This is a genomic window from Bacillus cereus group sp. Bc061 (assembly GCF_027715825.1).
GTDB lineage: Bacteria > Bacillota > Bacilli > Bacillales > Bacillaceae_G > Bacillus_A > Bacillus_A paranthracis.
Genome location: NZ_JAQFTZ010000001.1, coordinates 786,969 through 799,505, shown reverse-complemented (window position 1 = coordinate 799,505; position 12,537 = coordinate 786,969). Strand labels below are relative to the sequence as shown.

The window sequence follows — 12,537 nt, the reverse complement described above, 5'->3', positions numbered from 1 at the left end:
ATTCATAATCGTCTCAGTTTATTCTAGGAAAATCTATTATCTTCTCTAAAACGTCGCTACCCTTACTATGTATTTTGACTTTATTACTAATTCACTTTAAACAGTATGTCTAGATGTTCTTTTCCTTTCCCTTTAAATATACCCTTTTTAATAACCTAAAGGGAGCTAATCGTGAAATTTTTTAAGCGTTAAAACTTTATTCTACTCATTACGATTTCAACTAATTTATTCATTAACTAGATAAAAAAGAGCTGAATTTATCAGCTCTTTTATTCGATATTAATTGTTGTTTTACTGTTTTTTTCTTCTTTCAATTTTGGCAATTCAATTGTCAGTACGCCATCTTTATAATTTGCTTTAACATTTTCTTCCTCAACTCGTTGAAAATTAAAGCGTCGAGTTACAGAACCTATAGAACGTTCTTTACGAATATATATGCCATTCTCATTTTTTTCTTCTACTTCATTATGATTAGTTGCTTGAATCGTTAATACATCTTGTTCAAATTCAACTTGAATGTTTTCTTTTTGAAAACCCGGTAAATCTGCTTTTACTGTATATTTATCAGACTGTTCATGAACATCTACTTTAAAAGTATCCATGTTCATCGGTTTAAAGAAAGCATCTGTCATCCCTTCTAATAAAGAAGGCCCAAAATCAAAAATACCATTTTGACGTTTTGTTATCTCTGGAAATAAATTACGCATATTTTTTCCTCCTTATTATTTATGAATGAAAGATTATCTCTTTCTGCCTTTATTATAACACTTGGTCAAAAAAGGTCAAAGATTTTATTTGACCTTTTTTGATGTATATTTTACCAAATAAAACAAATAAGTTATATGACTTCTCTCCCTCTTATAAAGAGGAAAATATTCACATAACAACGAATAGTATATTTGCTCTTATTTTTTCTTACGGAGGTTACATGCAATGGGGTATATTGAAGAACTTAGAAAAGTTGTCGGATCAAAACCACTCAATCTAGCAGGAGTTGCTGTAGCTGTTTTCAATGAACAAGGACAAATATTACTTCAACAAAGGCGAAATGGTATTTGGGGTGTTCCTGGTGGATTCGTTGAACTTGGTGAATCAACAGAAGAAGCTGGGAGACGAGAAGTGTTCGAAGAAACAGGGATTGAAATAGGAACCTTACAGTTAATAAGCGTATTTTCTGGAAAAGAATTTTTTGTAAAATTACCAAACGGGGATGAGTTTTATCCTATAACAATCGCATATCTTTGCAAAGACATTAAAGGCGGCTTGCTAAAAGCTGATAGGATCGAATCATTAAGTGTACAATTTTTTGATTTTGATAAGCTACCAGAAAATATTAGCCCATTTATAAAAAAATTAATTGAGCAAAACCTCGTCTCAATTTAAACGTAAAAAGAGACCTTTTTTAAAGGCCTCTTTTTTTACTTCACTTCTGCGTTTAAACAAGATTTAAAATGTCCAAGTGCAAATTCATGCCCTTGCGCATTAAAAGATGCAACCGCCTTTTCATAAACTACAATTTTAAACCCTTTATTATAAGCATCTACTGCTGTATGAAGAACACAAATATCAGTACATACCCCTACAAGGTGAACCTCTTCAATTCCTCTTTCTCTTAACTTCATCTCTAAGTCTGTTCCTGCAAATGCACTATACCGTGTTTTATCCATGTAATATACATTCTCATCATCTTTATATGTTTCATATACACCTTGTGATTCACCAAACAAATTTCTTCCATTTGTACCTGCTATATTATGAGGCGGGAATAATTTTGATTCAGGATGATATACATCATTCTCTTCATGTTTATCAATAGCAAAGACAACGTAATCTCCATTTTCGATATATCGCTTCGTTATATGTACAAGTTCTTTCTCAATTTCTTGACCGGGTTTTCCGCAAGTTAAAGCACCTTTTTCCGCTACAAAATCATATGTATAATCAATATTTATAAGAGCTCGTTTCATTACTATCTCTCCTTCTCCTGTTTCACAGTAAACAATAGAAAATTTGTTATTACGACATCGTATGTACTATTCGACATTTCAAATGAAATACCTACATTTTTCTTCTGAAACTTACCTTATTCCGAGTTTATCATATAATAGCTAAACAATGGTAAAACAAATAGACCCTATCGATAAGTCATAAATTTGATAATGGAACGTAACTTGCATCATAAACCAAATTACTGACATCATCATATTAATCAAGAAGATACAAATACACCAGTTCACCTCTTCAACCGCTTTTTCTGTCATAGTAGTAACAAGTGGTCTCTTCCTAATTTAATCATATTAGAAAACGAAACAAGTGATTCACTATTACAACCTCTAGTATAAACAAAAAAGTACACTACTTTTTGAGTAATGTACTTTTTATTCTTCTTATGACGCTGGTTTTGTTTCGAATGTTGCTTGATTAAAACTAATAACCTTTCCTTTCGGATCATTGTTTTCATACTGAACTGCCGTAATCGTATGACTACCTGTTTCAAGCGTCTTTTCTTTTAATTGTACTGTTGTCTGTGTTGTACTAGTTACTTGATATTTATCTGCAAACACTCGATCTACAAATACGAATGTTTCTTTATCATTTTGAAAATTAGAGAGCTCTAATTCAACGTGTTGAATTAAAGTATCCTTTTTAATGAATACAGCTGGTATATTACCATTCTCAGAAGTACCGTCTGGAGTAATAACTTTCACTTTTCCTTCTCCAATTGGCATTACGCCTTCAGGAAATACAACTATATTCTCATTACTTGCGTTTACGACTTGTTCTTCAGGCTTTGATTGTGTACCCTCTTTTTCCTTTGGAGCACCGCAACCAACTAATAACAATACAGACAATCCAGTGATTATGAATTTTTTCAAAATTCATCCCCCCTGTCATTTCATTATAATTTATTATACAAAAATAACTTTTAAATTTTAAGACTACTTTCAACACTTTCATGAACAACTAGAATCTTGCTCACGATTAATGTATCATACTTTCCCTAATAGAACATTAATTTTTTTTATGAAATAAATAGTAATTCCCTCTTATCTATCATTTTAGCCTAACAGATTAATTACATACCTATCCAAAATAAAAAGACATTGTTTATTCAATGTCCTTTTATTTTGAGCTTTAAAAAACAAATGTTGTAATCTCATCTACTTCTTTTCTTGGAAGTTTCTTCGGCTTATCTTTCGGAAAACCGAGTGATATAACCATATTTATTTGCTTTTCAGGCTCAATTTGTAAATATTGTCGTAGTTCATCTTGAGCTAACAATACCGGTCCTGTCATTGGGCATGTACCAAGCCCCTTCGCATGTGCAGCTAACATTAAGTTTTGTGCCGCTAAACAGCTGCTCTTAATTCCTTCTTCTTCCCAAACTGAATCTGGAACAAAAGCAATCGGATCAAATATTTTTTCACGAAACTTTGATTCATATGGCGTTGCCAAACATACGATTAATACTGGTGCCTCCGAGAAAGCTGTTGCATATGGTCCAAAAGAACGTGTAAGTAATTTCCCTGCTTTCTCTTCTCCGTTTTCTGCCGCTTTTGCCGCAAGTTTATGTAATGCATCCCATGTCATTTGTTCAATTTCTTTAATTTTCTCTCGATTCATAATGACCAAGAACTCCCAAGTTTGTGAGTTCGTATCACTCGGTGCATAACGAGCACAATCAATAATTTCTTTTATATCACTAGTGGATACTTCTTGTTCTGTGAACTTTCTAACACTTCGTCTACCGTGAATTACTTCTTTAAAATCTTCATAATTCATACATTAAATCCCCTTTTTACAGCGTTTTCAAATCTTGTCCTATGTTTGAATTATATCATGAAAAAAAGCTGGAGTAATACCAGCTTTTTTCTTCAATATTAGTTCGTAACTTTAAACAAACGAATACTTTCTTCATATGCAACTTGGAGTTTCTTTGTGATCGCTCCTCTCTCCCCGTTCCCGAACTGCTCGTCACCAATTTGAACGACTGGGAATATTTCAAGTGGCGTCGCTGTGAAGAAGCATTCATCGGCCTCATATACTTCTTGAAGTGAAAATTCTCTTTCTTCTACTTCAATATGTAACTCTTTCGCTAATGTAATAACATAGTGACGGGTAATGCCGTGTAGAATGAAATTGTCAGCCGGATGTGTAATCAATTTATTATTTTTCACCATAAAGAAATTTGAATGACAACCTTCCGTTACAATTCCATCTCGCACTAATATCGCTTCTTGATAGCCTTGTTCGTTTATTTTATTTTTAATCATAATATTAGGTAGCAGGTTTAAGGATTTTATATGACAGAACTTCCAGCGTATATCCTCTTCTACAGTAACTTTTATTCCTCGTTCCATAGAAGCAATTGGTCGTGGAAAAGAAACAATGTTTGCGAAATATGTTGGTTGCATATTTGACTCATATACATGATTACGTGCTTGAGCCCCTCTTGATATTTGCAAATATACATTCCCATCTTCTTGAAATTTATTTTTTTCAATCATTTGATATAACTCTTCCACTAACTCTTCCTTAGTAAACGGTGGAATTAATTTTATTTCTTCCATAGAATGAAAGAATCGTTCTAAATGTAAATCTAATAAATGTGGCTTCCCATCATATAGTCTGAATACCTCGTATATACCATCACCAAATTGAAAGCCTCTCTCCTCTAATGGAATCATTGGCTGTTCTTCCTTCGTATTTACAATTCTTCCGTTAAATAAAATCCAATCTTTATGAGTAGCTTTCATTTATTCCCACTCCTTTATTACATGATTGTTTTAATTGTACAACTTATGCACGATCAAAAGAAGCAATTTTCTGAAGTAAATATTTTTCAATATCATCTAACATAAGATTTGCAGCTACAATACCACCTGCTGTATTCCAAATCACTTCATCTACTTGGAATACTTTATTCTCTTTAGAAGCCTGCAGTTGCTTAAAGAGTGGATCTTCTGTCCATTCTTTTGCTAATGTATTTCCTTCATTATTCTTATCCGCGTCTTTATCAGATGTGAAATAGAATAAATAATCCCCGTCCATATTTGGAATTTGCTCTTTTGTAATTCCTTTAATTGCAAATTCATCTTTATCTTGTAATGGTGGTCGTTTAAATCCAATATCATTTAATACAACACCTGAGAATGAATTTTTTTGATAAATACGAACGTCACCAGGGACGAAACGAATAATAGAAACTTTAGAGTTAACTTTATCACCTAATTTTTCTTTTATTCCTGCAATACGCTTTTTATAATCATTAAGAGCATTTTGCCCTTCTTTTTCTTTATTTACAGCTTTCGTATAAAGTGTAAAGTTTTCTTTCCAATCACCGCGTAATGTTTCAGCATATACTGTTGGCGCGATTTCTTTTAATTGTTCGTATATTTTTTCGTGACGCATTTTATTTCCGATAATTAAATCCGGCTGAAGCTTCATTACTGCTTCTAAATTAATGTCACGCTCAGTTCCTACTACTTTCGTATTTTTTAACTCTTTCGCTAAATGAGGATACCATTCATCACCAGCTCGTGGTTTTGTAGTTCCAACTGGTGTTACTCCAACAGATAAAAGTGCCTCAGCGCCCTCATTTGTTAAAACAACAACTCTTTTTGGCGTACCATTTACTGTCGTTTCGCCCATTGCATGTTTTATCGTATACGAATCTTTTGCTTTAGCTGATGTCTCATTTTCTTTCTTCTCTTCTTTACTACACCCTGCGATTATGATCGTTAGTAGCATAACGCAAAATATAAGTATATTTTTAGTGCGTGCCATAAGTCCTCCTAGTTGAAATTGATTATCATTTACTTTTTAAAGATTAATGTATATATCATACATTGTCAATAGATATATCAGAAAACTTTTTCAATATATATAATTTAGACCTCATTTTTATTCAAACTATTTTTATATTTATTTGCTACTCACATTTTTTATTCGTAACATGTGAAACATAAATGGACATAAGAAAGTAATTGTAAATCCAGTCAATACATAACGTAAATAATACATATCAGGTATGACTTTTTTTAATAGGAGCTGTACCACTAACAAAATACTAAGACCCAATACTGTTTTTACCACTTGCATTTTAAAATCATTACTTTCATTCATATTAATAAAATGATTCTCTAACATGATACCAATCGTAGAACCTGTCAAAACTCCTAGTAATTTAAGATTATCTACTTGGCTTGTCATAACATACATAATGAGTGAAACAGCCAATATAATTCGTTGTAACAATATAAATTTCCTATCACTTAATCCCATTGTTACCTTCGTATATAAATAAACAACTATGACACTAAATAAAACGGCACCTATTATATCACTGAGCCAATGTACACGTAAATATAGACGAGAAATAGAAACTAATATAATAAAAACAATACCAATGATCCAAATGATTCTCTTTTTACATAAAATCATAAATGAACCCCAAAACGTTGTTGCTAACTGCACGTGTGTACTTGGGAAAGAATAACTTGCAGCTGATTTTTCATATAAAGATTGAATTCCGTCGTATGTATACGGTCGCGGAATTTTCATAAATTCTTTTATCACTATCCCTATATATCCAGAGAAACAAAGCATAACAATCATATGAAATGCTTTTCTTTTAGAAACGCACCAATACGAAATTGAAATAACAATTAAATATAATGTTTCATTTGCAATAATAGATACAAGTTTAAAAAATGCTGTAAGTACACTTCCCTCCAGACTGATCATCCATTCAAGAAATAACATATCAATATTAAACATACAAACACGATACCTCCCTAAAATTTAATTCTGCTATTTTTTAGCACTTCATATAAAGTGAAACTTTAATCAGCCCTAACCAATCGGACTTTTATGGGCAGCCCGATCCCCATCTAACTTCTTTGCTTTCGTTGAATTTTGAGGTGTGGGTCTTACTGCCCATTAAAGCGAGATAAACTAGTTGATTAACATTTCCAATTTATACACCCACTTACGTTACAGATTAAGAATATATAGTACCACATACTAAAAACAGATAATATGTTAAATCCTCTAATCATTTTTATAAATTTCAATGGAATTTTGAGTTTTATATACAAAGCCATTACAATTACAAATTAAAAAACCGCCTTATGTAAGGCGGTTTCTATCATTTTGTTTTAACCAATTTAAAATAAATATATACGATTGATAGTGAATATAACGTATGCAAAATAAAAGAAATAAAAGGGCTATTCCAGTGGTACTATACAGCAAACCAAACTTCAAAAAAATATTTAACAGCGGTGGAAAGTTCGTTATGTTTTGTAATGTAAGTAGCATACAAAACAAAAGGAAAAACACTGGGGCATATTGTAATTCATATGGCTTTCTCTTCTTATTCATTCTTTTTCGAATAAGCATATGGCTTAGCTCCGCTACTAAAAAACATCCTCCAATTAATACAAGACCAGAAGTCATCGTCATACACCCACCTGCCTTATATTTATCCCGCATAACTACTCATCGTTATATTTTCTTCACATATATTCCGTCTTCCACATTAAATCCAAAGCTCTCTATGAAAGATTTCGCTTGTTCTGTTAATTCCGTTTGTAATACCTTTATCTCTTTCACATTTCTTTCTTTCATCATCATTTCAAATGTAAAATACGTATTTGTCCCATAACCGTAACTTTGATAATCAGAGTGAATAATTAACTGAGATAAAACCGCAGTCTCCCCTTGAACACGATAATCTATTACACCAATATATGTATCATCGACTTTCACACAATACTGTACCTGTTTCTCACTTAAACTATGTGAGTAAAACATTTCTTTAACAACGCTTTCATTTTCTACAGTTACTTTTTCAAACGTAATCATATGTTGTCCATCCTTTTACTATTATTGTATCAATAATACGTCCTATTTATGAAAAAAACCTTAAGACCATATGCGATCTTAAGGTTTTTCTAATTAAACTAAGCTATACGCACGTTTCGTTTCTTCGTGGAACTTATTCGTATCGTATTTATGCTCAACATAAATTTGATGCCATACCATAAACGCAAGTACAGTCCAAATTTTACGGCTATAATCGCCTTTATCTGCACAATGTGCTTCCAGTAAGTTTAATACATACTGTTTGTCGATTAAATGCTCTGTTTTACTCTCGTTTATAATATTGATAGCCCAATCATGCATTTCGTCTTTTAACCAGTGACGAATTGGTACTGGGAATCCAAGTTTTTTACGATCTAATACGTGATCTGGAACGATTCCGCGTGCTGCTTCACGTAAAATAGCTTTCGTAGTTCCGTTAGCAATCTTAAATTCAGTTGGAATTTTAGATGCAACATCGAATACTTCTTTATCTAAGAACGGTACGCGAAGTTCTAATGAGTTCGCCATTGTCATTTTATCAGCTTTTAATAAAATGTCACCGCGTAACCAAGTGAACATGTCAATGTATTGCATTTTGCTTACATCATCATAATCTTTAATTTCGTTATACAATGGTTTCGTGATATCCATATAGTTAACACTTTCATTGTAATACTTCATTAATTCAGCTTTCTCTTCTTCACGGAAGATTTTCGCGTTTCCATAGTAACGCTCTTCAATTGGCGTACATCCACGCTCTAGGAAGCTCTTTCCTTTAAAGCCTTCTTTAAGAGCACCACTTAGTGCTTTTAGAACGCTCTTACCTGGGCTAGGAATGTAAGAGAACATTTTCAGTGAGTTTGGCTCACGATAAATGTTATAACCACCAAATAGCTCGTCTGCACCTTCGCCTGAAAGAACAACTGTTACATGCTTACGTGCTTCTTTTGCAACGAAGTACAACGGTACAGCTGCTGGATCTGCTAAAGGATCATCCATATGCCAAATGATTTTTGGGAACTCATCCATAAACTCTTTCGCTGAAATGAATACGTTATGGTTTTTAACACCTAATTTCTCAGCAGTTTCTTTCGCAACATCAACTTCACTGAAACCACGTTGCTCAAAACCAACAGAGAATGTTAAAAGATTTGGATTCATTTCTCTTGCGATAGAAGCGATGATAGATGAATCGATACCACCAGATAAGAATGAACCTACTGGTACATCACTGCGCATATGCACTTTTACTGAATCATATAACACATCACGAATTGCTTGGATATGCTCCTCTTTCGTTGCACTTGAAGCATTGAAATAAGGTTTCCAGTAGCGATGGATTTCCATCTCTTTACCGATTTCTTTTACGAAATAATGACCAGGTTCGATTTTATTAACATCAATTGTTAATGTTTCTGGCTCTGGACCATATTGGTACGTAAAGTAATGTTGTAGAGACGTTGGATTAACGCCTTTATCTTCCATCACATGCATAATACTTTTCTTCTCAGATGCGAAGAATGTAGTATCACCTTGTTGTGCGATGTATAAAGGTTTAATACCGAAGTGGTCACGTGCACCGAAAAGTTTCTTTTCTTCACGATCCCAAATCATAAATGCAAACATACCACGAAGGTAGTCTACACATTTTTCTTTCATATGTGCATACAATGCAATGATAACTTCTGTATCAGATTGCGTTGCAAACGTTGCACCTTTTTCAAGTAACATTTCACGTAATTCTACATAGTTGTAAATTTCACCATTAAAAATAATTACATATCGATCATTTTCATAAGTTAGCGGCTGATGTCCTGCCTCTAAGTCAATGATACTTAAACGGCGGAAGCCAAATTGTACATGCTCATCACGAAAATATCCTTCGTCATCTGGACCACGGTGGAAAATCATCGTGTTCATATTTTCAAATTGATGTTTTTCTGTTTCTGAAAACTCTCTAGGGTTTTCACATAAACATCCTACAAAACCACACATACTTCTTACCCTCTTTCAGTTTTCATTCTGTCTCTATACTACTATATCAACCCTATTTATACTAGCATAATCAACTGAATATGGCGACCAAAAACTATAAAAAAATCACTCCATTTCACATTTTTAACAATTTTTTATGAAAACATGAAAATTAGGCAATCACCTTTCTCCGCTTTTGTCATATGATATTGCAAATTGATTTCTAGGAGGGAATACCATGAGTGAAGAAAAAAAAGACTCTTCTCGCCCACCGGTTCGCAATTATTTAAAGCAAATTGATGATTTCTTCGAGCAAACACCACTTCGCAATGTAATTGCTGATTTAAATCATTTTTTCCAAAAAGGAAATCGTTTATTAACATTCCCTGTAGATTTATATGAAGTTGGTGAAGAACTCGTTGTTACAGCTGAACTACCAGGTATACAAAAAGAACAAATTCAAATTGAAATACAAAGTGAATACTTAAAAGTCTCTGTAAAAGAAGAGATACTTGAAGAGGCTGAAGAAGAAACTTCTCATAACTATTATCGCCGAGAACGTTCTATTTCAGAAGCATCCAGATTAATTAAATTACCGTACTCCATTAATAAAAAAGCAGCAAAAGCTTCGTATCAAAATGGCGTGTTAGAAATTCGGGCTCCAAAACTTCCACAGCAACATGACATTTTATCCATAGATTAATGTAAAAAAGAAGGGTGCTTTAATCTGCACCCTTCTTTTTATTCTGCTAATCGCTTCATATCACGTATAATGTCCTCATACGGCGTATTACTAATGCCACTGTACTTTTTCATTACTTTTCCGTTTTGATCAATTAAATAAAATGACGTACCATGTATCACTTGACCATTTTCAGGTTTATCTACAAGTGATTGGAAATTATCTTTTGAAAACTTTGTAATATCTTCTAACGAATAACCTGTTAACAGGTTCCAGTTACTTGTATCTTCTGTAAACTTTTGAATGAAAGCTTTCAAGTTTTCTGGCTTATCAAGGTCAGGATCTACGCTAAATGATACAAACTGAACATCTAATTTCTCTTCCTTTGCCATTTTCTGCAATTTCGCCATATTAGCAGTCATTGGCGGACAAACTGTTTGACAATTTGTGAACATAAAATCTGCAACCCAAACTTTCCCTTTTAAATCTTTTGTACCAAATGGCTTTCCATCTTGATTAGTAAATTGGAAAGTTTCTAAATCCCAATTCAATGGTTTACGAAGCTTTGAACCTGATCCACTACATCCAGCAAGTACAAAGAGACAAAATACAACCATAAGACCAATTACTTTTTGATAACGCTTCATTTATAAACCTCTTTTCTCTATCCTAAATTTAAATAGGTTATGTTTATCATAACAAAAGTTAACACTACGAGAAAATTGTTTACTACATTTGTTCACGAAATCGTACGAATTTACGTATGTTACTTCTTTATTTCAAGCGAATTACTAGACAAAATAATTTTTTTACTATTATTTCTCTAAATAATCGTCGCAAAACTAATTTTATTGTTATTTTTGTAAATGCACCTTCCTGTTTTTTTACAATTATTTAAACATTCATCCATGTTATACACTGTATTCCTTAACAACATTTCGGTACAATACAATTACAACGATTTTAAATGAGGTGATGTTCATGGCAAAGCGCTATGAAAATATGGATAATGTGAGTACAAAAAAATCAATTCGCTCTTTTATACGCTGGCGTAAAGAACGAAAGCAAAACAAAAAAGATTTTTCTTTCTTAGTAGAACAATCACCCGTTAAACAAAGTGCATTTTTGCAAAGTAATATTGAAAAAACGACTGTCACATGGATTGGGCATTCTACTTTTCTTATCCAAACGAATGGACTTAATATACTAACGGATCCAGTATGGGCCAATAAATTGAAGCTAGTCTCAAGACTTACTGAACCTGGTCTTTCTATACAAGAACTACCTAAAATTGATATTGTCCTCATTTCACATGGTCATTATGATCATTTAGATTTTTCAACACTTCGCCAACTTAATGATGACGTATTATACTTAGTACCCATTGGGCTAAAAAAATTATTTACTCGTAAAAAATTCAATAATGTAGAAGAGTATAAATGGTGGGAAAGTACGACTATTGATGATGTTTCCTTTCACTTCGTACCTGCTCAGCACTGGACGAGAAGATCATTATTTGATATGAACACATCTCACTGGGGTGGATGGATTATTAAAAATGACAATATGGAAGAAACCATTTATTTTTGTGGAGACAGTGGCTATTTCCAAGGTTTCAAAGAAATTGGCAAACGCTTTTCAATTGATGTTGCCCTTATGCCAATTGGAGCTTATGAACCAGAATGGTTTATGAAAATATCTCACGTTTCACCTGAAGAAGCAGTGCAAGCTTATTTAGATTTAAATGCTACACACTTTATACCAATGCATTACGGAGCTTTTGCACTCGCTGATGAAACACCTCGCGAGGCAATAACAAGGCTTCGAAATAATTGGAATTTACGTATGTTACCGTGGGAACAACTGCATGTACTCTTTTTAGGTCAAACTTTCATTTATAATAGTGAAACACATTATAAGAAAGTGAATGAAAAAATTGAAACATTACATGTGTAACGTAACTACTGATTTTCTATATTCAACATATAATATAGAAAATCATAAAGGGTGTT

General features: G+C 32.9%; 15 protein-coding genes. 3 read left to right on the top strand and 12 right to left on the bottom strand.

The features are described 5' to 3' along the window. Positions 1-269 precede the first annotated feature (269 nt). Positions 270-707, bottom strand: coding sequence for an Hsp20/alpha crystallin family protein (locus PDQ40_RS04115; RefSeq protein ID WP_001245061.1), 438 nt, complete (start codon positions 705-707; stop codon positions 270-272). 226 nt (positions 708-933) lie between these two features. On the opposite strand from PDQ40_RS04115, the gene PDQ40_RS04110 reads away from it, so the two are divergent. Next, entirely contained in the window at positions 934-1,383 is a 450-nt protein-coding gene (locus tag PDQ40_RS04110; RefSeq protein WP_103141584.1) for an NUDIX hydrolase, read from the top strand. 35 nt (positions 1,384-1,418) lie between these two features. Here PDQ40_RS04110 and PDQ40_RS04105 read toward each other — a convergent pair whose 3' ends face one another. From PDQ40_RS04105 to asnB, 10 genes are all read right to left on the bottom strand, one after another. Next, positions 1,419-1,967 carry a cysteine hydrolase family protein gene (locus PDQ40_RS04105; RefSeq protein ID WP_214328856.1) on the bottom strand — a complete coding sequence of 183 codons (549 nt, stop codon included), beginning with the start codon at positions 1,965-1,967 and terminating at the stop codon, positions 1,419-1,421. A gap of 141 nt (positions 1,968-2,108) precedes the next feature. Then, positions 2,109-2,261 (bottom strand): hypothetical protein, encoded by a 153-nt coding sequence (locus tag PDQ40_RS04100; protein ID WP_168770395.1) that lies wholly within the window; start codon positions 2,259-2,261, stop codon positions 2,109-2,111. Between the two features lie 126 nt (positions 2,262-2,387). After that, on the bottom strand, positions 2,388-2,876 hold the full coding sequence (locus PDQ40_RS04095) for a hypothetical protein (protein ID WP_000713490.1): 489 nt from the start codon (positions 2,874-2,876) through the stop codon (positions 2,388-2,390). A 259-nt stretch (positions 2,877-3,135) separates the two neighbouring features. Next, positions 3,136-3,783 carry a nitroreductase family protein gene (locus PDQ40_RS04090; protein ID WP_001105300.1) on the bottom strand — a complete coding sequence of 216 codons (648 nt, stop codon included), beginning with the start codon at positions 3,781-3,783 and terminating at the stop codon, positions 3,136-3,138. A gap of 98 nt (positions 3,784-3,881) precedes the next feature. Then, on the bottom strand, positions 3,882-4,757 hold the full coding sequence (gene dat, locus PDQ40_RS04085; protein WP_046197516.1) for a D-amino-acid transaminase: 876 nt from the start codon (positions 4,755-4,757) through the stop codon (positions 3,882-3,884). 43 nt (positions 4,758-4,800) lie between these two features. Further along, a complete protein-coding gene (locus tag PDQ40_RS04080) occupies positions 4,801-5,787 on the bottom strand; it encodes an ABC transporter substrate-binding protein (protein ID WP_270691247.1) in 987 nt (328 codons plus the stop codon). Between the two features lie 138 nt (positions 5,788-5,925). Beyond that, positions 5,926-6,780 (bottom strand): phosphatase PAP2 family protein, encoded by an 855-nt coding sequence (locus PDQ40_RS04075; RefSeq protein ID WP_076856587.1) that lies wholly within the window; start codon positions 6,778-6,780, stop codon positions 5,926-5,928. 351 nt (positions 6,781-7,131) lie between these two features. Then, a complete protein-coding gene (locus PDQ40_RS04070; protein ID WP_000200476.1) occupies positions 7,132-7,461 on the bottom strand; it encodes a hypothetical protein in 330 nt (109 codons plus the stop codon). A gap of 48 nt (positions 7,462-7,509) precedes the next feature. Continuing rightward, the gene (locus tag PDQ40_RS04065; RefSeq protein WP_000627529.1) at positions 7,510-7,869 is read right to left on the bottom strand and encodes a GNAT family N-acetyltransferase; all 360 of its coding nucleotides are present in this window, start codon (positions 7,867-7,869) and stop codon (positions 7,510-7,512) included. 93 nt (positions 7,870-7,962) lie between these two features. Continuing rightward, positions 7,963-9,864 carry an asparagine synthase (glutamine-hydrolyzing) gene (asnB, locus tag PDQ40_RS04060; RefSeq protein ID WP_000333816.1) on the bottom strand — a complete coding sequence of 634 codons (1,902 nt, stop codon included), beginning with the start codon at positions 9,862-9,864 and terminating at the stop codon, positions 7,963-7,965. A 217-nt stretch (positions 9,865-10,081) separates the two neighbouring features. Here asnB and PDQ40_RS04055 point away from each other — a divergent pair, with 217 nt between their 5' ends. Beyond that, positions 10,082-10,546, top strand: coding sequence for an Hsp20/alpha crystallin family protein (locus tag PDQ40_RS04055; RefSeq protein ID WP_001288083.1), 465 nt, complete (start codon positions 10,082-10,084; stop codon positions 10,544-10,546). A gap of 38 nt (positions 10,547-10,584) precedes the next feature. On the opposite strand, the gene PDQ40_RS04050 is transcribed toward PDQ40_RS04055, so the two are convergent. Next, the gene (locus PDQ40_RS04050) at positions 10,585-11,172 is read right to left on the bottom strand and encodes an SCO family protein (RefSeq protein WP_000833353.1); all 588 of its coding nucleotides are present in this window, start codon (positions 11,170-11,172) and stop codon (positions 10,585-10,587) included. Positions 11,173-11,506: 334 nt separating this feature from the next. On the opposite strand from PDQ40_RS04050, the gene PDQ40_RS04045 reads away from it, so the two are divergent. Next, complete coding sequence (locus PDQ40_RS04045; RefSeq protein ID WP_001129618.1) at positions 11,507-12,481, top strand: MBL fold metallo-hydrolase; 975 nt, start codon at positions 11,507-11,509, stop codon at positions 12,479-12,481. Positions 12,482-12,537 lie beyond the last annotated feature (56 nt).

Excerpts from the sequence above, each read along its gene's own strand:
- PDQ40_RS04050 (WP_000833353.1), bottom strand. The coding sequence starts at position 11,172 with ATGAAGCGTTATCAAAAAGTAATTGGTCTTATGGTTGTATTTTGTCTC.
- dat (WP_046197516.1), bottom strand. The coding sequence starts at position 4,757 with ATGAAAGCTACTCATAAAGATTGGATTTTATTTAACGGAAGAATTGTA.
- PDQ40_RS04115 (WP_001245061.1), bottom strand. The coding sequence starts at position 707 with ATGCGTAATTTATTTCCAGAGATAACAAAACGTCAAAATGGTATTTTT.
- asnB (WP_000333816.1), bottom strand. The coding sequence starts at position 9,864 with ATGTGTGGTTTTGTAGGATGTTTATGTGAAAACCCTAGAGAGTTTTCA.
- PDQ40_RS04070 (WP_000200476.1), bottom strand. The coding sequence starts at position 7,461 with ATGACTTCTGGTCTTGTATTAATTGGAGGATGTTTTTTAGTAGCGGAG.
- PDQ40_RS04105 (WP_214328856.1), bottom strand. The coding sequence starts at position 1,967 with ATGAAACGAGCTCTTATAAATATTGATTATACATATGATTTTGTAGCG.
- PDQ40_RS04055 (WP_001288083.1), top strand. The coding sequence starts at position 10,082 with ATGAGTGAAGAAAAAAAAGACTCTTCTCGCCCACCGGTTCGCAATTAT.
- PDQ40_RS04110 (WP_103141584.1), top strand. The coding sequence starts at position 934 with ATGGGGTATATTGAAGAACTTAGAAAAGTTGTCGGATCAAAACCACTC.
- PDQ40_RS04090 (WP_001105300.1), bottom strand. The coding sequence starts at position 3,783 with ATGAATTATGAAGATTTTAAAGAAGTAATTCACGGTAGACGAAGTGTT.
- PDQ40_RS04065 (WP_000627529.1), bottom strand. The coding sequence starts at position 7,869 with ATGATTACGTTTGAAAAAGTAACTGTAGAAAATGAAAGCGTTGTTAAA.
- PDQ40_RS04080 (WP_270691247.1), bottom strand. The coding sequence starts at position 5,787 with ATGGCACGCACTAAAAATATACTTATATTTTGCGTTATGCTACTAACG.
- PDQ40_RS04100 (WP_168770395.1), bottom strand. The coding sequence starts at position 2,261 with ATGACAGAAAAAGCGGTTGAAGAGGTGAACTGGTGTATTTGTATCTTC.
- PDQ40_RS04075 (WP_076856587.1), bottom strand. The coding sequence starts at position 6,780 with ATGTTTAATATTGATATGTTATTTCTTGAATGGATGATCAGTCTGGAG.
- PDQ40_RS04045 (WP_001129618.1), top strand. The coding sequence starts at position 11,507 with ATGGCAAAGCGCTATGAAAATATGGATAATGTGAGTACAAAAAAATCA.